16 protein-coding genes are annotated in these 18,927 nt (G+C 57.2%); 9 read left to right on the top strand and 7 right to left on the bottom strand.

The genetic code is table 11. The annotated features are described in order from the left end of the window. Nucleotides 1–63 precede the first annotated feature (63 nt). The 4 genes from EPD60_RS14885 (at nucleotide 64) to msrA (ending at nucleotide 2,738) form a co-directional block, all read left to right on the top strand. The gene (locus EPD60_RS14885) at nucleotides 64–753 is read left to right on the top strand and encodes a cytochrome b/b6 domain-containing protein (protein WP_131450308.1); all 690 of its coding nucleotides are present in this window, start codon (nucleotides 64–66) and stop codon (nucleotides 751–753) included. Beyond that, a complete protein-coding gene (locus EPD60_RS14880; protein WP_131450307.1) occupies nucleotides 740–1,495 on the top strand; it encodes a molybdopterin-dependent oxidoreductase in 756 nt (251 codons plus the stop codon). Before EPD60_RS14885 ends, EPD60_RS14880 begins: the two co-directional genes overlap by 14 nt. Nucleotides 1,496–1,574: 79 nt before the next feature. Continuing rightward, complete coding sequence (gene msrB / locus EPD60_RS14875) at nucleotides 1,575–2,078, top strand: peptide-methionine (R)-S-oxide reductase MsrB (protein WP_131450306.1); 504 nt, start codon at nucleotides 1,575–1,577, stop codon at nucleotides 2,076–2,078. Between the two features lie 15 nt (nucleotides 2,079–2,093). Then, nucleotides 2,094–2,738 (top strand): peptide-methionine (S)-S-oxide reductase MsrA, encoded by a 645-nt coding sequence (gene msrA / locus EPD60_RS14870; protein ID WP_131450305.1) that lies wholly within the window; start codon nucleotides 2,094–2,096, stop codon nucleotides 2,736–2,738. A 74-nt stretch (nucleotides 2,739–2,812) separates the two neighbouring features. Here the strand turns inward: msrA and EPD60_RS14865 are convergent, their stop codons facing one another. Then, nucleotides 2,813–4,045: an NADP-dependent isocitrate dehydrogenase gene (locus EPD60_RS14865; protein WP_131450304.1), complete on the bottom strand. Its 1,233-nt coding sequence runs from the start codon at nucleotides 4,043–4,045 to the stop codon at nucleotides 2,813–2,815. Between the two features lie 289 nt (nucleotides 4,046–4,334). Then, nucleotides 4,335–6,500 carry a S9 family peptidase gene (locus tag EPD60_RS14860; protein ID WP_131450303.1) on the bottom strand — a complete coding sequence of 722 codons (2,166 nt, stop codon included), beginning with the start codon at nucleotides 6,498–6,500 and terminating at the stop codon, nucleotides 4,335–4,337. A gap of 266 nt (nucleotides 6,501–6,766) precedes the next feature. Between EPD60_RS14860 and EPD60_RS14855 the strand changes: the two genes are divergently transcribed. Next, nucleotides 6,767–7,168 carry a GxxExxY protein gene (locus EPD60_RS14855; RefSeq protein WP_207896692.1) on the top strand — a complete coding sequence of 134 codons (402 nt, stop codon included), beginning with the start codon at nucleotides 6,767–6,769 and terminating at the stop codon, nucleotides 7,166–7,168. Between the two features lie 94 nt (nucleotides 7,169–7,262). Here EPD60_RS14855 and EPD60_RS14850 read toward each other — a convergent pair whose 3' ends face one another. Together EPD60_RS14850 and EPD60_RS14845 are read right to left on the bottom strand one after the other, a co-directional pair. Then, nucleotides 7,263–8,522 carry an aminotransferase class I/II-fold pyridoxal phosphate-dependent enzyme gene (locus EPD60_RS14850; protein WP_131450302.1) on the bottom strand — a complete coding sequence of 420 codons (1,260 nt, stop codon included), beginning with the start codon at nucleotides 8,520–8,522 and terminating at the stop codon, nucleotides 7,263–7,265. A gap of 200 nt (nucleotides 8,523–8,722) precedes the next feature. Then, nucleotides 8,723–9,532, bottom strand: a complete 810-nt coding sequence (locus EPD60_RS14845) for a Cif family virulence factor (RefSeq protein WP_131450301.1) — start codon at nucleotides 9,530–9,532, stop codon at nucleotides 8,723–8,725. Nucleotides 9,533–9,615: 83 nt separating this feature from the next. Between EPD60_RS14845 and pafA the strand changes: the two genes are divergently transcribed. The 3 genes from pafA (at nucleotide 9,616) to EPD60_RS14830 (ending at nucleotide 15,557) form a co-directional block, all read left to right on the top strand. Next, the gene (gene pafA, locus EPD60_RS14840) at nucleotides 9,616–11,238 is read left to right on the top strand and encodes an alkaline phosphatase PafA (protein WP_131450300.1); all 1,623 of its coding nucleotides are present in this window, start codon (nucleotides 9,616–9,618) and stop codon (nucleotides 11,236–11,238) included. A gap of 162 nt (nucleotides 11,239–11,400) precedes the next feature. Beyond that, a complete protein-coding gene (gene glmS, locus EPD60_RS14835) occupies nucleotides 11,401–13,236 on the top strand; it encodes a glutamine--fructose-6-phosphate transaminase (isomerizing) (protein WP_131450299.1) in 1,836 nt (611 codons plus the stop codon). Nucleotides 13,237–13,358: 122 nt separating this feature from the next. After that, a complete protein-coding gene (locus tag EPD60_RS14830) occupies nucleotides 13,359–15,557 on the top strand; it encodes a DUF4954 family protein (protein WP_131450298.1) in 2,199 nt (732 codons plus the stop codon). 69 nt (nucleotides 15,558–15,626) lie between these two features. On the opposite strand, the gene EPD60_RS14825 is transcribed toward EPD60_RS14830, so the two are convergent. The 3 genes from EPD60_RS14825 to era form a co-directional block, all read right to left on the bottom strand. Next, the gene (locus EPD60_RS14825) at nucleotides 15,627–15,857 is read right to left on the bottom strand and encodes a hypothetical protein (RefSeq protein ID WP_131450297.1); all 231 of its coding nucleotides are present in this window, start codon (nucleotides 15,855–15,857) and stop codon (nucleotides 15,627–15,629) included. 92 nt (nucleotides 15,858–15,949) lie between these two features. Next, the gene (der, locus tag EPD60_RS14820) at nucleotides 15,950–17,260 is read right to left on the bottom strand and encodes a ribosome biogenesis GTPase Der (protein ID WP_131450296.1); all 1,311 of its coding nucleotides are present in this window, start codon (nucleotides 17,258–17,260) and stop codon (nucleotides 15,950–15,952) included. Nucleotides 17,261–17,337: 77 nt separating this feature from the next. Further along, nucleotides 17,338–18,207 carry a GTPase Era gene (gene era, locus EPD60_RS14815; RefSeq protein ID WP_131450295.1) on the bottom strand — a complete coding sequence of 290 codons (870 nt, stop codon included), beginning with the start codon at nucleotides 18,205–18,207 and terminating at the stop codon, nucleotides 17,338–17,340. A 230-nt stretch (nucleotides 18,208–18,437) separates the two neighbouring features. Between era and EPD60_RS14810 the strand changes: the two genes are divergently transcribed. After that, nucleotides 18,438–18,923, top strand: a complete 486-nt coding sequence (locus tag EPD60_RS14810) for a GNAT family N-acetyltransferase (protein ID WP_243647846.1) — start codon at nucleotides 18,438–18,440, stop codon at nucleotides 18,921–18,923. The last annotated feature ends 4 nt before the right edge of the window (nucleotides 18,924–18,927 follow it).

Below are 18,927 nucleotides of genomic sequence, written 5' to 3'. Positions count from 1 at the left end.
CGATTCCGTAACTTGTAGGTTCGGATCCGGGCCCATTTCTTCACCGCCATTAAACAGCAGTCAATGCGCCGCAGCCGGAAGGTCGTCCGTAAGCACCCGCTTGCCATCCGCTGGTTTCACTGGGTCAACTTCCCGGTGCTGGCCGGTATGATCTGGAGCGGCCTGCTGATCTACTGGGCCAACGGCGTCTACGGCCTCCGCATCGGCGGCCGCCGCTGGTTTCATTTTTTCCCCGAAGGCTTTTACCGCGCACTCAAAATCCCCTACCGACTGGCGGAAGGCATGAGCTGGCATTTCACCATCATGTGGGTCTTTTTCATCAACGGGTTGCTCTACGTCTGCTATACGGTCGTTTCGGGCGAATGGCGCTACCTGCTGCCCAACCGGCACTCGTTTCGCGAGGCCTGGCAGGTGTTGCTGCACGACCTGCACCTGCGCAAAACCGCGCCGCCGCAGTCGAAATACAACGGTGCGCAGCGCATCGCCTATACCGCCATTATCCTGATGGGTGCCGGTTCGATCCTCACCGGCCTCGCCATTTACAAGCCCATACAGGCGCATCGCATCGCGGCCCTTTGCGGCGGCTACGAGGCCGCGCGCTTAGAGCATTTCGTGCTCACGCTGAGTTACGTCTTTTTCTTCCTCATCCACATCCTGCAGGTGCTCCGCGCCGGCTGGAATAATTTCCAGTCGATGGTCACCGGCTGGGAAACGGTGCGGGATACAAAAACCAATCAACATGAAGAACCCTGAACCCCGCCTGCTGACGCACGCGCAGTGGCGCCGGCGCACACTCCTTTCCTTTGCCGCCTTTCTGCTAATGCTGGGCGGCATCTGGCTGCTCTTCCGCTGGATCGGCCGGCAGCCCGACCGCGACGGAACGCCGGCGCCCCTGCGTTCGGCCCTGCAGACCAACGAGAAGATCTTCAGCAAATTCTACGACTCCGGCAAACTGGCCCGCAGCTACCCACTGAGTGCGGCGCTGCGCAACCCGCGCGTCAACGGGCGGCTCGGCACCCGCGGCCCGGTCGATCCGGCCAACTGGCACCTGTCGGTGGTGCGCGCCCCGGGCGACACGCTTCGCCTCACCCTCGACGACATAAAAGCCCTTCCGAAAAAAGAGATCGTGTTCGACTTTAAATGCATCGAGGGTTGGAGCCAGGTGACCCATTGGGGTGGCGTTTCGCTCAAAACATTTCTCGAGCATTATGGCCTGAAGCAAAAAGAAAAACTACGTTATGTAGGATTGGAAACACCCGATGGCGGCTATTATGTGGGCATCGATATGCCCAGCGCCCTGCACCCGCAAACCCTGCTCTGCTACGAGATGAACGGGGCGCCGCTCAGCTCCGATCATGGTGCGCCGCTCCGCCTCATCATACCGGTGAAATACGGCATCAAGCACCTTAAGCGCATCGGGACCCTGTTCTTCAGCAACACACCGCCGCGGGACTACTGGGCCGAGCGCGGCTATGATTATTACTCCGGCCACTGAGCCATTTCAGGCCGCGCATCTTCACATTTTGATGGGAACCGGCCCCAGCGCATTTGCGTAACTTATTAAAAACACCCTTATGAATTATCTGTTCGTATTCGGTGTCGCCGCACTGCTCGTTGCCGGCTGTGCGCAGGCACAAAAAGACAGGCCGCATCAAGACAAATTTCCCATCCGCTACAGTGACGCCGAATGGCGGGCGCGCCTCACGAAGGAGCAATACCACATCCTGCGTGAGCAGGGCACCGAGACGGCCGGCACCGGCAAGTACGATGACTTCTGGCAAAAGGGCACCTACTACTCGGCGGCCTCGCTGCAGCCCCTGTTTCGTTCCGAAACCAAGTTTCATTCAGGCACCGGCTGGCCCTCCTTCTATGAAGCCATTCCCGGATCGGTAATCCTGCGGAAAGACCGGAGCTATGGCATGGTGCGCACCGAGGTGATCGACAGCAGGAGCGGCTCGCACCTGGGTCACCTGTTCGACGACGGGCCGCCGCCCACGGGCAAGCGATACTGTATGAATTCAGCCGCGCTCCTCTTTGTTCCGGAAGGTGGCAAGCCGCCCACATCGTCGAAACAATAATCAAAACGAACGATCATGAAACAGCTACTCCTGTTACTGCTTGCCGCAGGCGTCATCGCCTGCAACCCGCAGGCCGGCATGGGCCAATACCAGATCCACGTCGGATCTTCGAAAGCACCGGCCTCCGGAGAGGCGGTAGCCACCTTTGCCGAAGGCTGCTTCTGGCATTCGGAGATTATTTTCCAGAGCCTGAAAGGGGTGCGCGACGCCGTGTCGGGCTATGCCGGCGGCAGCACAAAGCACCCGAGCTACGAGGATGTCAGCTCGGGCAGAACCGGTCATGCCGAGAGTGTGCAGGTGTATTACGATCCGAAGGTCATCTCCTTCCGCACGCTGGTGCAGGCTTTCTTCGCGAGCCAGGACCCGACGCAGGTGGACGGCCAGGGACCCGATCGCGGCACGCAGTACCGGTCGATCGCCTTTTATCGAAGCGCCGCGGAGAAGCAGATCATCGAGGAAGAAATCGCGAAGCTGAAAGCTTCCGGCAGGTACCAAAAACCGATCGCCACACAGGTGCTGCCGCTTACGGCGTTTTACCCAGCGGAGCGCTATCACCAGGAGTTCGTGTCGCAGCACCCGGGGCAGTCTTATGTACAGCATGTGTCGCTACCGGATTATTATGCGTTTCGCAAAAGCTTTAAAGGCGTCTTCAAAGACTAAGGGCCTTTATCCATAGAAAAAGCGCTGGTGGATGCCAGCGCTTTTTCTCATCAGTACATGGACCAGTCAGTGACCTACTTGCCCATTTTCTTTTGCAGGTTCTGATCGATAGCCTCAAGGAATTCCTCGGTGTACAGGTAATCTTTACCATGCTCGGCCTTACCGGGGTTGATGGTGAGGGCGAGATCCTTGGTCATCTTACCGCTTTCAACGGTTTCGATGCACACCGCTTCGAGGTTGTTGCAGAAGTCGATGAGTTCCTGGTTGCCATCGAGCTTGCCGCGGAAGGCGAGACCGCGCGTCCAGGCGAAGATCGAAGCGATGGGGTTGGTAGAAGTCGGGCGACCTTTCTGGTGCTCACGGTAGTGACGCGTAACGGTGCCGTGGGCAGCTTCCGCTTCCATGGTTTTGCCGTCGGGTGTTACCAGCACGGAGGTCATGAGGCCCAGCGAGCCGAAGCCCTGGGCAACGGTGTCGCTCTGCACGTCGCCGTCGTAGTTCTTACAGGCCCAAACAAAGTTGCCGTTCCACTTGAGGGCGGAGGCCACCATGTCATCGATGAGGCGGTGCTCGTAGGTGATGCCCGCGTCGGCGAACTTCTGCTTGTAATCGTTCTGATAGATCTCTTCGAAGATGTCCTTGAAACGGCCATCGTATTTCTTGAGGATCGTGTTCTTGGTGGAGAGGTAGAGCGGCCAGCCCTTGCTCAGCGCCATGTTGAAGCAGCTGTGCGCGAAGCCGCGGATCGACTCGTCGGTGTTGTACATGGTGAGTGCAACGCCGTCGCCTTTGAAGTTGTAAACCTCGTGCTCGATCACCTGGCCATCTTCACCTTCAAACTTGACGGTGAGCTTGCCCTTGCCCTTCGTAACGAAGTCGGTGGCGCGGTACTGGTCGCCGAAAGCATGACGGCCCACGATGATCGGGGCATCCCAGTTGGTAACGAGGCGGGGGATGTTCTTGATCACGATCGGCTCGCGGAACACGGTGCCGTCGAGGATGTTGCGGATGGTGCCGTTGGGGCTCTTCCACATTTGCTTCAGGCTGAATTCCTTCACGCGCTCTTCGTCGGGGGTGATGGTGGCGCACTTGATGCCCACACCATATTGCTTGATAGCGTTGGCGGCATCGATGGTCACCTGGTCGTTCGTCTGGTCGCGATACTCGATACCGAGGTCGAAGTATTTGATGTCCACATCGATATAGGGCAGGATCAGTTTATCCTTGATGAATTTCCAGATGATGCGGGTCATTTCGTCGCCATCCAGTTCTACCACCGGGTTGGCCACCTTGATCTTTTGCGTCATTGCAGGGTTTGATTTGGGTCAAATAATAAGGGGCGAAGGTAAGGATTAGGCGTTTTCAGAGCCGGTTTTTACCGGGAACGTTTGCGCCTCACCGGCACCTGGAAAAACGGGGCATAATAAGGGGAGTAAGGGAAAGAAGTGTTTTCAACCGCTAAGAAAAGAAGTTGAACAAGCGTTACGCTAAGGGACATAATTGAGAAGGCCCCTCCAATGGCGGGACCTTCTACATATCATCTTAGCGCAACAACTTCTTTTCTTATTCTCTTGGCGGTAAAAAACCTACTTCACCTTAAAACTCCTTCTTCGGAGCATTGATCGCGTTACCCACATGGGTCTTGTTCACATTCTCGTTGCCGAGGTTGTCGAGGATCCAGTTGGTCATCTTGCTCCAGATGTGGAAGGTGGTGTTGTCGCCCTGGCCGGAGATGCCGTGGTTCTTGTTGGGATAATACATCGTCTCGAAGTCCACGTTGGCCTTCACCAGCGCCGACACCATCTGGGTGCTGTTCTGGAAGTGCACGTTGTCGTCGGCGGTGCCGTGGATGAGGAGGTATTTGCCTTTGATGCGGTTCACGAAGTTGAGCGGCGCGTTGTCGTCATAGCCGGCCTTATTCTCCTGCGGGGTGCGCATGTAGCGCTCGGTGTAGATGTTGTCGTAAAAGCGCCAGGAAGTTACCGGTGCCACGGCTACGGCTGCGGTAAAGGCATCGTTGCCCTTGGTGATGGCCAGCGAGCTCATAAAGCCGCCGAAGCTCCAGCCCCAGTGGCCGATATTGTTCTTGTCAACAAAAGGCATCGTCTTCGCCATCCACTTGGCGGCGTCGATCTGGTCTTCGATCTCGAACTTGCCGAGCTGCAGGTAGGTCTTCTTCTTGAACTCTTCGCCGCGGAAGCCGGTGCCGGTGTTGTCTACCGATACCACGATAAAGCCTTTCTGGGCCAGCATCTGGTGCCACATGGAGGTAGCGCCGAAGCGGTTGGCCACCTGCTGCGAGCCGGGGCCGCCGTAGTTGCAGAACAGCACGGGGTACTTCTTGTTGGGGTCGAAGTTGGCGGGCTTCAGCATCCAGCCGTTGAGCGTATCGCCTTTGCTGTTGGGCACGCGGATGAAATCCACCTTGCCCACGCCATATTCTTCAAGCACGCCTTTCAGCTTGCTGTTTTCGTTGAGTACCTTGTTGAGGAAAGCCTTGTCCTTCTTCAGATCGTAGAGGCTCACCACCTGCGGGGTGTTGATGTTGGAATAGTAGTCCATGAACTGCGTGAAGTCGTCCTTGATCTCGGCGCGGTGGGTGCCGGGGCCCTGGGTAAGCTGCTTCGTCATCTTGCCGTTGAAGTCCGACACGAAGAGGTTGCGGTCCATGGGGGTGGGGTAAGCCAGCGTGTAGTATACGAGGCCGTTCTTTTCATCCACGCCGTTGATGTTGGCGATATCGTATTTCAGCTTGGTGATCTGGATCTTGTCCTTGCCGTCGATGCTGTAGCGATAAAGCTGGTTGAAGCCGTTCATCTCGGAGGTAAAGAGATAGCTCTTGCCATCCTTGAGGAACTGCCAGTCGTCGCTGATGTCTACATAGTACTTATTCTGCTCGCGGTACAGCTGCGAAGCCGCGCCGGTAGCGGGGTTGGTGAGCAGCAGGCGCAGGTCGTTCTGGTGGCGGTTGAGCCAGAACACCACCAGCTTGGGGCTGGCGTCCTGCGTCCACTTGATGCGCGGGATGTAGATATCGCCCTGCTCGTACTGGGCACGCACGTCGTTTTTCGAAGCCAGGTTGTACAGGTGGATCTCCACCTTGGAGTTATTGTCACCGGCCTTGGGATACTTGTAACCGTACTGGCGGTTGTAGGCGCTGTCGTACATCGTGAACTGGAACTCCTTCACGTTGGTTTCGTCGAACTTATAGTAAGCGAGGTACTGGCTGTTGGGGCTCCACTCGTAGGCGCGGGTGAAGGAAAATTCTTCCTCGTATACCCAGTCGCAGTTACCGTTGATGATGTGGTTCCACTTGCCGTCAGTGGTGACCTGCGTGGTCTGGCCGGCGGCGAGGTCGCGTACGTAAAGGTTGTTCTCGAATACGTAGGCGATCCGGGTGCCATCGGGCGAGAAGGTCGGGTGGAGCACTTTGCCTGCGGCAAGCGGCAGGGTCTTCTTCGTATTCAGATCGTATACATATACCGTCGCCTTGGAGGAGTGGCGGTAGATGGGCTCGCGGCCGGTGAAGAAGATGATCCGCTTTTTGTCGCCCGACAGGGAGTAGTCCTGGATGCTGATCTTCTTACCAGATTCATCCTTGATCTCCTCGGGGTCGAAAAGCTTATCGTCGGCGGTGGAAGAAAAGCCGGCGACGGGCTCACTGCGGAAGGTGCCCTTCTTGTAAATATCCTCCATCGTGATCTGCTTTTTCTGGGCAAGCGCCACAAAAGGCAGGAAGAGGAACAGGAATAGAATGCGCATGTGCGTAAGGGGTTTAAGGGGCTAAATATAAGCCCAAGGGGGCTTTGCGCGCCCCACGATTTGAGGAGCGGTAAATACTTTAACTGACCGGAAGTTAAGAAAAGGTAAACAAGGTTCGGAACCGCGAAGAAAGAAGGAAAGAAGTTGATACGCGAAGTTCAAGTGGTTAAAACATCATCTTAATAACAGGAAAAAACCACACTCATCTGGTTTATTTCGCATGGCAATCCGATTCCTGGCCAGATAGATTTGGTAAAAAAAATAACATGGAACTGGATATCGAAAAAATTGCAGCTGATATCGTCGATGCAGCTATTACGGTTCATCGAGCGCTTGGACCCGGGCTTCTTGAATCGGCTTACAAACTCGCATTTGCCCGGGAAATGGAACTTCGGGGATACAAGGTCGATCTTGAAGTTCCCATTAATTACCACTATAAGGGGGCTGACCTGGGCAAAACATACGCGATGGATGTATTGATCAACGACTTGGTGCCTGTAGAGATAAAGGCGGCCGACTGCTTTGCGCCCATTCACCTTGCCCAGACGCTTACATACCTGAAGCTTTATGATCGACGCCTCGGCTTCCTGTTAAACTTCAATGTGGTGCTGATGAAAGAAGGCATCCGCAGAATTGTCAACAACTGGCACTATCAGAACGCATCCTGAAAAATAAAAAGTCCTGCCGTCAGGCAGGACTATAAAACTTAGCGAATCGCTTTTTTTCTTTTTCTCTTCGCGGTTCCGAACCTTCTTTTCCTTCTTATGCCTTCGTCTCGGCCATATCCGGAATCGCTTCCACCTTGTACGCACCCGCATCCAGCTTGGCTTTCGTTTCGCTGAAGGCTTTGAGCGTATCCTGGATGTCCTGCTCCGTATGGGATGCGGTGGGGATGAGGCGGTAGATGATGTGGCCCTTCGGGATAACGGGGTATACCACGATCGAGCAGAAGATGCCGTAGTTCTCGCGGAGGTCCATCACCATGGCGGTGGCTTCTTCTACCCCACCCTTCATGTACACGGGTGTTACCATGGTATCGGTGTTGCCGATGTCGAAGCCGCGCTCCTTAAGACCGGCTTGCAGGGCGAGGGCATTCTTCCAGAGCTGCTCGCGCAGCTCGGGCATCGAGCGCAGCATTTCGAGGCGCTTCAGGTTGCCGAGTACGATAGGCATGGGCAGGCTCTTGGCGAAGATCTGCGAGCGGATGTTGTAGCGGATATAGTCTACGATCTGGCGGTCGCCGGCCACGAAGGCGCCGATGGAGGCCATCGACTTGGCGAAGGTGGAGAAGTAGAGATCGATGCCTTCCTGTACACCCTGCGCCTCACCGGCGCCGGCGCCGGTGGCACCGAGGGTACCGAAGCCGTGGGCGTCGTCTACCAGGATGCGGAAGTCGTATTTTGATTTGAGGTCGATGATCTCTTTGAGTTTCCCCTGGTCGCCGGCCATGCCGAAGACGCCTTCGGTGATCACGAGGATGCCGCCGGCCTTACCCTCGATAAGGGCGGAGGCGCGCTGCATCTGCTTTTCAAAGTCTTCAAGGTCGTTGTGCTTGAATACAAAGCGGTGACCGGCATGCAGGCGCAGGCCGTCGATGATGCAGGCGTGGCTTTCGGCGTCGTAAACGATTACGTCGTGGCGGGAGCAAACGGCATCGATGATGCTCACCATGCCCTGATAGCCGAAGTTGAGGAGGGCGGCGTCTTCCTTGCCTACGAATTCGGCAAGCTCCTGCTCCAGTTGCTCATGGTAGTTCGAGTTGCCGCTCATCATCCGGGCGCCCATGGGGTAAGCCAGTCCAAAATCCTTGGCACCGTCGGCATCCGCCTTGCGGATATCGGGGTGGTTGGCAAGCCCGAGGTAGTTGTTGAGGCTCCACACGATTACATCCTTGCCGCGGAATTTCATGCGGCTGCCGATCTCGCCTTCCAGCTTGGGGAAAGCAAAATAGCCGTGTGCACGTTCGCGGTGTTGTCCAATCGGTCCGTAATTTTTGACCAGGCGCTCGAAGATATCAGCCATGAATCACAAGTTTTTATAGGTGAAACCCACCGCGCCACCGCCTGCAAATGCAGCCGGGGCAAGCGCGGAGGGCGAAAAATTGGCGCAAAGGTACAAAAAGGAATCGAAGGATCTGGAATCTGACCATCTGGAATCTAGGACGCAAACCGCCATGGCAACATGGTCCTTAGATTCCAGATTTCCAAATTGCAGATTGCAGATCACAGTCGCAGCAGCTCCGCCGCCAGGCGCCAGCCGCCCGGCTCGTGGCGCCAGAGACGCAGGAAGGGCTCTTTCCTTTCGCCCTGCGTACCGGAGATGATGGTGCCGTAAATAAGCGCCATATCATTAGATGGTGCCATGAGGTGACCGGAATGCGCTGAGATGATCGACGCCGGCAGGCCGCGAAACCATTTTGTTTGCTGCCCCGGGGTGATGGCCACGGCCTGGCCGTTGCGCACAAGCACCGAGGTTACCGAAAGGTATTGCTGGTGTGCGCCCACGGGGTCGGTTTTGAGACGTGCCGCCAGGTCGCGCTCGGCCTGCATCAGCGCGGCGAGTGTTCCCGGCAACTTCGGCGCCTGGAAAGAATAGAGTTCGTTCAGCGGCTCCCTGCCGCCTTCGGCACCGCAGTCGAACAGGAATTTCCACTGCCCGTCGGCGGCCTTGTGCCAGATGGTAAAGAAATGCCCGCGGCTGGTAGCGGTATCACCTGCCTTGGCCGTAAAGGTAAAGGGCCCGGTGGTGAAGCCCCAGTCGCCGGAGCGCGCCAGTTCGGCCACCACGGGCTTCCAGTCGAGGATGCCCGGGCGCTTTTCGCGACCGAGCCAGAGCTGCATTCCGTTGGTGAAGGAGTCGCGGCTGAACAGAACAGCATTGCTGTCCACGAAGGCAAGGAAGGCTTCGCGTGTTCCGTTCTTCACGGAGAAGGCGGCGAAGCTTTTCTCGGCTTCAACCATGGTGCTGGTGGCAGGCTGCGCCGCAGATACGAGTGAGACCGCACAGGCAAGCAGCAGGAGGAGGCTTTTCATGGCTTAAAGATATAATCGAAATTTATAGCAGGCCTGCCGCCCTTCCGCAACGCCGCCCTAATTTTGCGGCCTAATCTGCACACATGAAACGTTGGCTAACCGCCCTTTTTTTCCTCCTTTCCCTTACTCCTTCCTTTGCACAGGCACCAGAGCGCCCCGCACTCGTGGTGGGACTCGTAGTTGACCAGATGCGCTGGGACTATCTCTACCGCTATGCCGATCGCTATGGCAATGATGGCTTCCGGCGCCTGCTGCGCGAAGGTTTCAGCTGCGAGAACACCTTCATCCCCTACACACCTACGTACACCGCGCCGGGCCACACCTGCGTGTACACCGGCAGCGTGCCTTCCCTGCACGGCATCATTTCCAACACCTGGTGGGACCGTAGCGTAGACACCACCATGTATTGCACGGAAGACAAGACGGTACGTGGCGTTGGCACCAATACGGTTTGGGGACAGATGTCGCCGAAGAACCTCTGGGCCAACACCATCACCGACGAACTGCGCCTCGCTACCAACTTCCGCAACAAGACGATCGCCATTGCCCTCAAAGACCGCGGCGCCATCCTGCCCGGCGGCCACACGGCCAACCAGGCTTATTGGTTCGACAACAGCGCGCGCGGCTGGATCACGAGCACTTACTATGGCAGCAGCATGCCGGCCTGGGTAATGAAATTCAACGCCCGCGCCCTCCCGGACGCCTACCTCAAAAACAACTGGAACACCTTATACCCGGTCAGCACCTACAGCCAGAGCAGCGCCGACGCACAGCGCTGGGAAGGCGTGCAGCCGGGTGGCGGCAACACGTTCCCGCACATTATGGATACGCTCAAAGGCAATGTGTCGATGGATGCCTTCCGCACCTCGCCTTGGGGCAACACCTATACGCTTGAATTTGCGAAGGCGGCCGTGAGCGCGGAGCAACTCGGCAAGGGCGCCTTTACCGACTTCCTTACCGTGTCGCTTTCGTCTACCGACTATATCGGGCACGCCTTCGGACCCAACTCCATTGAAGCCGAAGACTGCTTCCTGCGCCTCGACCGGGAGATCGCTTCCTTCCTGAAGTTTCTCGACGCGTCGGTAGGCAAGGGCAAATACCTGCTCTTCCTCACCGCCGACCACGGCGCCGCCCACAGCCCGGGCTTCGCCGAAGCACACAAACTGCCGGCGGGCCGCGTTGACGACCGTGCGCTGATGGACAGCCTCAACCAGGCCACGGGCCGTGCCTTCGGTCTCCGCCGCCCCATCAAGTCGCTGATCAATTACCAGGTATACCTCGACAACGACGCCATCCGCAAGGCCGGCGCCGACCGCGCCGCCATCAAGAACTTCATTATGAGCGAGCTGATGCGCCAGCCCGGGATGTCGAAGGCGGTGGACCTTGAAAACCTCACCACCGCTACCCTGCCGCCGCGGATCGCCGATATGGTCATGAACGGCTACAACCAGAAGCGCAGCGGCGACATCCAGTTTATGTTCAAGCCGGGCTGGTTCGACTGGGGCGGCAACACCGGCACCACCCATGGAGCCCCCTACCCCTACGACGCCCACATCCCGCTGGTATTCTTTGGCTGGAAGCAGCAGCCCGGCCGCCTTGTACGCGAAGTGTATATGACCGACATCGCCGCCACCATCGCCGCCCTGCTGCACATTCAGATGCCCAATGCCTGCGTGGGCAAGCCCATTGAAGAAGTCGTTCGCTAAGGAGCGGCTCTAAGGTTTCGGGGTTTTATGGTTCCGGTGTTGGTTTTTTGATCAGCCGCCTGAACCAACCTTAGAACCCCAAAACCTTAGAACCCCAGAACCTTGGTAGTGTCCCTGTTTTTGCTGAATTTTGCCCCCTTAACATAAACTCACCAACCCACTATGTGCGGAATTGTTGCCTATATTGGCCCCCGTGAAGCTTATCCCGTTGTACTCAAAGGACTCAAGCGCCTCGAGTACCGCGGCTACGACAGCGCCGGCGTGGCCCTGCTCGACCAGGATCTGAAGGTCTACAAGAAAAAAGGCAAGGTAGCCGACCTGGAAGAAACCCTCGTTGGCAAGAACCTGCACTCGCATATCGGCATCGGCCACACCCGCTGGGCTACCCACGGCGAGCCGAACGACCGCAACGCACACCCCCACCTTTCCGCCTCGGGCAAGCTGGCGATGATCCACAACGGCATCATCGAGAACTACGCCCAGCTGAAGGAAGACCTGCAGCGCAAGGGCTATACCTTTCACAGCGACACCGACACCGAGGTGCTGCTCAACTTTATTGAAGACATCCGCAACAACCTGGGCTGCCCCCTCGAGGAAGCCGTACGCGTGGCCCTCAAGCGCGTCGTCGGCGCTTACGTGATCGTGCTGATGGACCAGGATAATCCCGACACCCTCATCACGGCCCGCAAAGGATCGCCGCTGGTGATCGGCATCGGCAAGAACGAGCACTTCCTCGCTTCCGACGCCTCCCCCATCATCGAGTACACCAAGGAAGTTGTATACGTAAACGACTACGAGCTGGCCATCATCAAGGCCGACGAGCTTATTCTCAAAAACCTGGGCAATGAGCGCCAGACGCCGTTCATCCAGAAGCTCGACATGGAGCTGGCAGCCATTGAAAAAGGCGGCTTTGATCACTTCATGCTGAAGGAGATCTTCGAGCAGCCCCAGACCATCAAGGACTGCCTCCGTGGCCGCCTCGACGCGTCGGCCGGGACCATCACGATGAGCGGCATCGCCAAGTACGCCGAGCAGCTGATGAGTGCCAACCGCATCGTGATGGTTGCCTGCGGCACCAGCTGGCATGCCGGTCTCATTGCCGAGTATATTTTCGAAGAACTTTGCCGTATCAACGTGGAAGTGGAATACGCTTCGGAATTCCGCTACCGCAACCCCGTCATCCACCCCGGCGACGTGATCATCGCGATCTCGCAGAGCGGCGAGACGGCCGATACCCTGGTGGCGCTGGAAAACGCCAAGAAGCAGGGCGCTATCATCATGGGTATCGTGAACGTGGTGGGCTCCTCCATCGCCCGCCTCTCCGACACCGGCGCTTACACCCATGCCGGTCCCGAGATCGGCGTGGCTTCCACCAAGGCATTCACCGGCCAGCTGGCCGTGCTTACCATGGTGGCCCTCAAGCTGGCGCTCGAGAAAGGTACTATCAGCCAGGACCGCTTCCTGGAGCTGGTGCGCGAACTGGACAGCATCCCCGAGAAAGTGGCGGCCATCCTCCAGCAGAACGAGTCGATAAAGACCCTTGCCGAGAAGTATAAAGACGCGACCAACTGCCTCTACCTGGGCCGCGGCTACAACTTCCCCGTTGCCCTCGAAGGCGCGCTGAAGCTGAAAGAGATCTCCTACATCCACGCCGAAGGCTACCCCGCCGCTGAAATGAAGCACGGCCCGATCGCGCTGGTAGACCCGAGCCTGCCCGTGGTGTTTATCGCCACCAAAGACTCCTACCACGAAAAGGTGATCTCCAACATGCAGGAGATCAAGGCCCGCAAAGGCCGCGTGATCGCCATCATCAACGACGGCGACAAGCAAAGCACCGCGCTGGCCGAAGACGTGATCGTAGTGCCGGAGACCGACGAGATCCTCGCCCCGATGCTCAACTGCATCCCGCTGCAGCTGCTGGCCTACCACATCGGCGTAGCCAAAGGCTACGACGTGGATAAGCCCCGCAACCTGGCGAAGAGCGTGACGGTTGAATAACGAATATCGATCAGATAAATATCGAATATCGACGGAGCCCTCCCTTTTCGGAGGGCTTTGTCTTTTTGAATGGCCGATATTCATTATTCGTTATTCGATATTCCATTAATAATTTCGCTTCTATGAACGATATCCGCAAAATCGCGCTTCCTTCCATCGGCTACGGGTTTATTGACCCGCAATACCTGCCCAAAGGGAAGGACGAATATCACCTGCGCAACCTGCAGAACCGCAACGGTATCTCCTACCGCAATCTCACGGCGCATGAGATCGAGGTGCTGGTGCGCAACAGCAATACATCCGACGACTGGAACAAGATCCAGGTGTCGGATGCCTTCAACCCCGACCTGGTGCGCAACTGTAAGTTTTTCGGACTGGTGCGCATCGGCAAGCTGGAGCCGCTGGCGCTGCAGCATCACAACGTAACCCACCCGGTGGGTCTGTACAACAGCACGATCATTTCCTGCGACTTCGGCGACAATTGCGTGGTGGACAACGTGAAATATCTCTCGCACTATATCATCGGCAACGAGGTGATGCTGCTCAACATCGACGAGCTCCATACCACCTCGAAGGCGAAATTCGGCAACGGTGTTCTAAAGGAAGGCGAAGACGAATCGGTGCGCGTGTGGCTGGAAGTATGTAATGAAAACGCGGGTCGTAAGATCATTCCCTTCAACGGCATGCTCCCGGGCGACGCCTGGATGTGGGCCCGCTACCGCGCCGACAAAGACTTGATGGACCGCCTTCGCGACCTGACGCAACTGCGCTACGATGCCCAGCGGGGCTACTACGGCAAAGTAGGCGACCGCACGGTGATCAAGAATACCAGCATTGTAAAAGACGTGTGGGTGGGAACGGATGCTTATATCAAGGGCGCCAACAAGCTGAAAAACCTCACCATCAACTCGGCGCCCGATGCCATGTCGCAGATCGGCGAAGGCTGCGAGCTGGTGAATGGCGTGGTGGGCTACGGCAGCCGCGCTTTTTATGGCGTCAAGGCCGTACGCTTCGTAATGGCTTCGCATTCGCAGCTCAAATACGGCGCGCGCCTCATCAACTCCTACCTGGGCAACAACGCTACGATCTCCTGCTGCGAGGTGCTCAACTCGCTCATCTTCCCGGCGCACGAGCAGCACCACAACAACTCCTTTCTATGCGCGGCGCTGGTGATGGGCCAAAGCAATATGGCGGCCGGCGCCACTATCGGCTCCAACCACAACAGCCGCGCCGCCGACGGCGAGATTGTGGCGGGGCGCGGCTTCTGGCCCGGCCTCTGCGTGAGCCTGAAGCACAACTCCAAGTTTGCCACCTTTACCCTGATCGCCAAAGGCGACTACAGCAGCGAGCTGCACATCCCGCTCCCCTTCAGCCTGGTGTCGAATGATGAAGCGAATAACCGCCTGACGGTGATGCCGGCTTACTGGTTTCAATACAATATGTACGCGCTGGCGCGTAATGCATTCAAATATGTGGACCGCGACAAACGCACCCGTAAAGTGCAGTTGCTGGAATACGACTACCTGGCGCCCGACAGCGTGAATGAGATCATGACGGCCGTGCGGCTGCTGGAGCGTTTTGCCGCCCTGCATGCACGCAACGGCGACGCGGGCGATCTGCAGGAAGCTGCCCTCGAGCAGGAAGGACGCCGCCTCTTTGCCGATGGCAGCCTCAACCTGAAAGGCGGCATGCGCGCCTACGGCTTCGAAAACAGCGCGCGGCCGACGCTGCTGATCAAGGCCGGCGAGGCATACCGCGTATACCGCGACCTGGTAGCTTATTATGCGGGGATACAGCTGGTGCAGTTCTGGCCCGAAACCGCCGCCAGCAGCTTTGAAGAGTTTGCGCCACACCTTCCCGTAGCACCGTCGCGCGGCCCCTGGCACAATGTAGGCGGCCAGCTGATGCCCGACACTTCGGTGCAATCCCTCATCGAGGGCATCAAGAAGGGGGAGATCAACAGCTGGAGCGACGTGCATGAATTCTACGAGGTCAACGGGGCGCTCTACCCCGGCCAGAAGCGGGCGCATGCGCTCGCCTCGCTGTTCGAGCTTTGGGAGATCGATGCCAATCAATTCAATGCAGATCGCTTCCGCGAGTTGATGCAGATAACGCTGCGTGTGCAGGAATGGATGGTGAAAGGCATCCGCGCGGCCCGTGCGAAAGACTACGAAAACCCGTTCCGGACAATGGTATACGAGAGTAAAGAGGAAATGAACGAGGTGATCGGCGCCCTGGAAGAAAACTCCTTTATTCTCCACCAGGAAGAAGCGCTGACAACCCTGCGCGAACAGGTAGCCAAAATGACCGGAGCCTGGTAATCCGGGAATCCCATAATAATAAAAGAGCCCTTTTGCAAGGGCTCTTTTATTATTTCAACCAACAGAGAATTAGTGCTTCTCGGTAGTAGTGGTCGTTGTAGTCTTAGCCGTGTCAACCTTAGTGGTCTTAGCAGCCGTGTCAACGGTCATAGTCGAAGTCGTGTCAACAACAGGAGCAGTTACAGCGGTTGTGTCAGCAGTAACAGTCGTGGTGGTGTCCGTAGTAGTTTTGGTCTCAGAACCGCTGTTGCAGGCAACGAGAGCGGTAGCAATGGCGATAACGCCGAATACTTTTTTCATGTTCGCTTGTTGATTTTAGTTAACTAATTGGGCGCAAAGGTAACCGCTCAGTTGAATTTTCCAAATAATGAACTTTCAATTTTTCAACTTCGCTATTTCTTGCGGAAGAAAATCCGTACCGGCACGCCTGTGAAATCAAAGTTGGCGCGCAGCTGGTTTTCAAGGTAATTCTTATAGGGTGTCTTCACATCTTCGGGGAAGTTGCAGAAGAACGCAAATGAAGGCACCACGGTCGGAAGCTGCGTGATATACTTGATACTTAGCTTATGCCCGCGGATCACCGGTGCGTTGTAATTCTCCACAGCCTTGAGCATCGCCTCATTGAGCTTCGAGGTGGGAACCTTGCGCTGGCGGTTCTCATACACCTGGAGCGCCGTTTCAATTGCCTGGTAAATGCGGACCTTGTCTTTTGCCGAGATGAAGATAACGGGAACATCGTTGAACGGGGCGAGGCGCTGCTTGAGTACCTTCTCGTAGTCGCGGGCGGTGTTGGTTTGCTTTTCCACCAGGTCCCACTTGTTCACGAGCACCACCAGCCCCTTACCCTTGCGGGCGGCGAGGCTATAGATGTTCAGGTCCTGTGCGGTGATGCCTTTCTCGGCGTCGATCAGCATCAGGCACACGTCGGCTTCGTCTACCGCCTTGATAGCACGGATGACCGAGTAAAACTCGAGGTCTTCATGCACCTTGGCCTTGCGGCGGATACCGGCGGTATCGATCAGCACGAAGTCTTTCTGGAAAAGGTTATAGCGGGTATGAATGGTGTCGCGCGTGGTGCCGGCAATATCGCTTACGATGGTGCGCTCGGCACCCACCAGCGCATTGAGGAGCGACGATTTGCCCACGTTGGGCTGGCCGATGATGGCAAACTTCGGCACGCGGTTTTCCTCCGTTTCTTCTTCCGTTTCTTCCGGGATCAGCGCCGTGATCTCGTCGAGCAGGTCGCCGGAGCCCGAACCACTGATGGCAGAGATAAAGTGCAGCTTGTCGAAGCCGAGGCTGTAAAACTCCGTTGCCTCAAGCAGCAGCTTATTGTTGTCGACCTTGTTCACCACCATAAATACCGGCTTGTTGCTGCGACGCAGCAGCCCGGCCATGGCGCTGTCGAGATCGGTGACGCCCGTTGCGGCATCCACCACAAACAGGATGGCATTGGCTTCATCCATGGCGATCCCTACCTGCTTGCGGATCTCCCGCTCAAACACATCGTCGCTACCGGCCACAAATCCGCCCGTATCGATCACATTGAAGGACTTGCCGTTCCAGTCGGCCACGCCGTATTGCCGGTCGCGCGTAACGCCCGGAATGTCTTCCACGATGGCTTTGCGCTGCTCCAGCAGGCGGTTGAAAAAAGTACTCTTACCGACGTTGGGACGCCCAACAATTGCTACTGTAAAACCCATAAAGAAATGTCTGATGTCTGATGTCTGATGTCCGATTTGAAGTAAATCAGACATCGGAGATCGGCGATCTATAAATTTTAATAACCGTATTCTCTTAACAATAAATCATTCTCGCGCCACTTGGGCCGCACTTTTACGAAGAGCTCCAGGAATACCTTCGATTGGAGAAACTTCTCGATCTCGGTGCGGGCTTCGGAGCCGATGCGCTTGATCATCTTGCCGCCTTCGCCAAGGATGATGGCCTTCTGCGATTCGCGCTGCACCACGATGATGGCGCCGATCTTGATGAGCGAGCTCTTGTGCTTGAACTCCTGCACCACCACGGTGGCTTCATAAGGAATTTCGTCCTGGAGGTACTGGAAGATCTTTTCCCGCACCAGCTCGGCCACGAAAAACTTTTCAGGAAGGTCCGTCAGCTCGTCTTCGGCAAAGAAGGGCTCGCCTTCGGGCAGCAACGCGGCCACGGCCTCCAGGAGCGCCGGCACGCCGTTCTGGGTCAGGGCCGACAGGGTGACGATACGCTTCGCATAGGGCTTGTCTTTGAAAAACTCCAGGGCTGCTTCGAGGGTTTCCTTTTTGGCTTTGTCCACCTTATTGAGCACCAGCACACAGGGCACGCGGAGCTTCAGCGCCGAAAAAAGCGCGTCGTTCTCCTCGAGGTTATCCTGCACATCTACCAGCAGCACGCCCACGTCGGCATCTTCGAGGGCGCTTTTCACGGCGCCCATCATCCGGTCGTGCAGCTTGTAGCGCGTTTCGCTGATAATACCGGGGGTGTCGGACAGGATGATCTGGTAGTCATCAGTAGTAAGGATGCCCTTGATGCGGTGCCGGGTGGTCTGCACCTTGGGCGACACGATGGCCAGCTTCTCCCCCACCAGCGCGTTGAGCAGGGTGCTCTTGCCGGCGTTGGGCTTTCCGAATATGTTGACAAATCCAGCCTTCATCGCCGCAAAGGTAGGCTTGAAGCGCCAGACTGGGCCTATGAATAGGGTCGGGAAGCCCTTTTCGGCGTTGTGCCGCTGCTTCCGCCGGCCGGAAGGCTGCCCCCGGCGCGCCCGGGAACGATTGCACGGACAGTTCGGGGCTCCATTCCCGCAGTTCGCACCGCTTTGGCTTTCTGCGCCCAGCCCCGGTGCGACCTTTATCCCGCCAAACAAACCCCAATCCTACCCAAATGAACAATGCAGCAGATATGACCCAGGCCACTACCGAAGCCGGGGCCCTCATCGGGCGTCCCGGAAGCACCGATTTTGAAGAAATGCTCGAACTCTGGGAGCGCTCCGTGCGGGCCACCCACTTCTTTTTGCGCGAAGAAGACATCGTTCGCTTCCGCGCCCTCATCCCCCGCTACCTGGAGCTCCTCGATCTTTATTGTACCCGCGACGCCACGGGCGCCATCAGCGGATTCCTTGGCACCGCCGGCGGCAAGATCGAGATGCTCTTCATCCGCCCCGACCAGCGCGGCCGGGGTATCGGCTCGGCGCTGCTGCGCTTTGCGGTGCACGGGCTGGGATTGCGCCAGGTGGATGTGAACGAGCAGAACGGCCAGGCGAAGACCTTTTACCTCCATGCCGGGTTCCGCATCGCCGGCCGCTCGGAAAGGGACGGCATGGGCAAACCCTATCCCCTGCTGCATATGGAATGGGAAGGTCATCCATAAGCGG

The organism is Flaviaestuariibacter flavus (genome assembly GCF_004337505.1).
Classification (GTDB): Bacteria; Bacteroidota; Bacteroidia; order Chitinophagales; family Chitinophagaceae; genus Flavisolibacter; species Flavisolibacter flavus.
The sequence above is the reverse complement of the archived record's forward strand: the minus strand, read 5'-3'. Positions and strand labels throughout refer to the sequence as shown.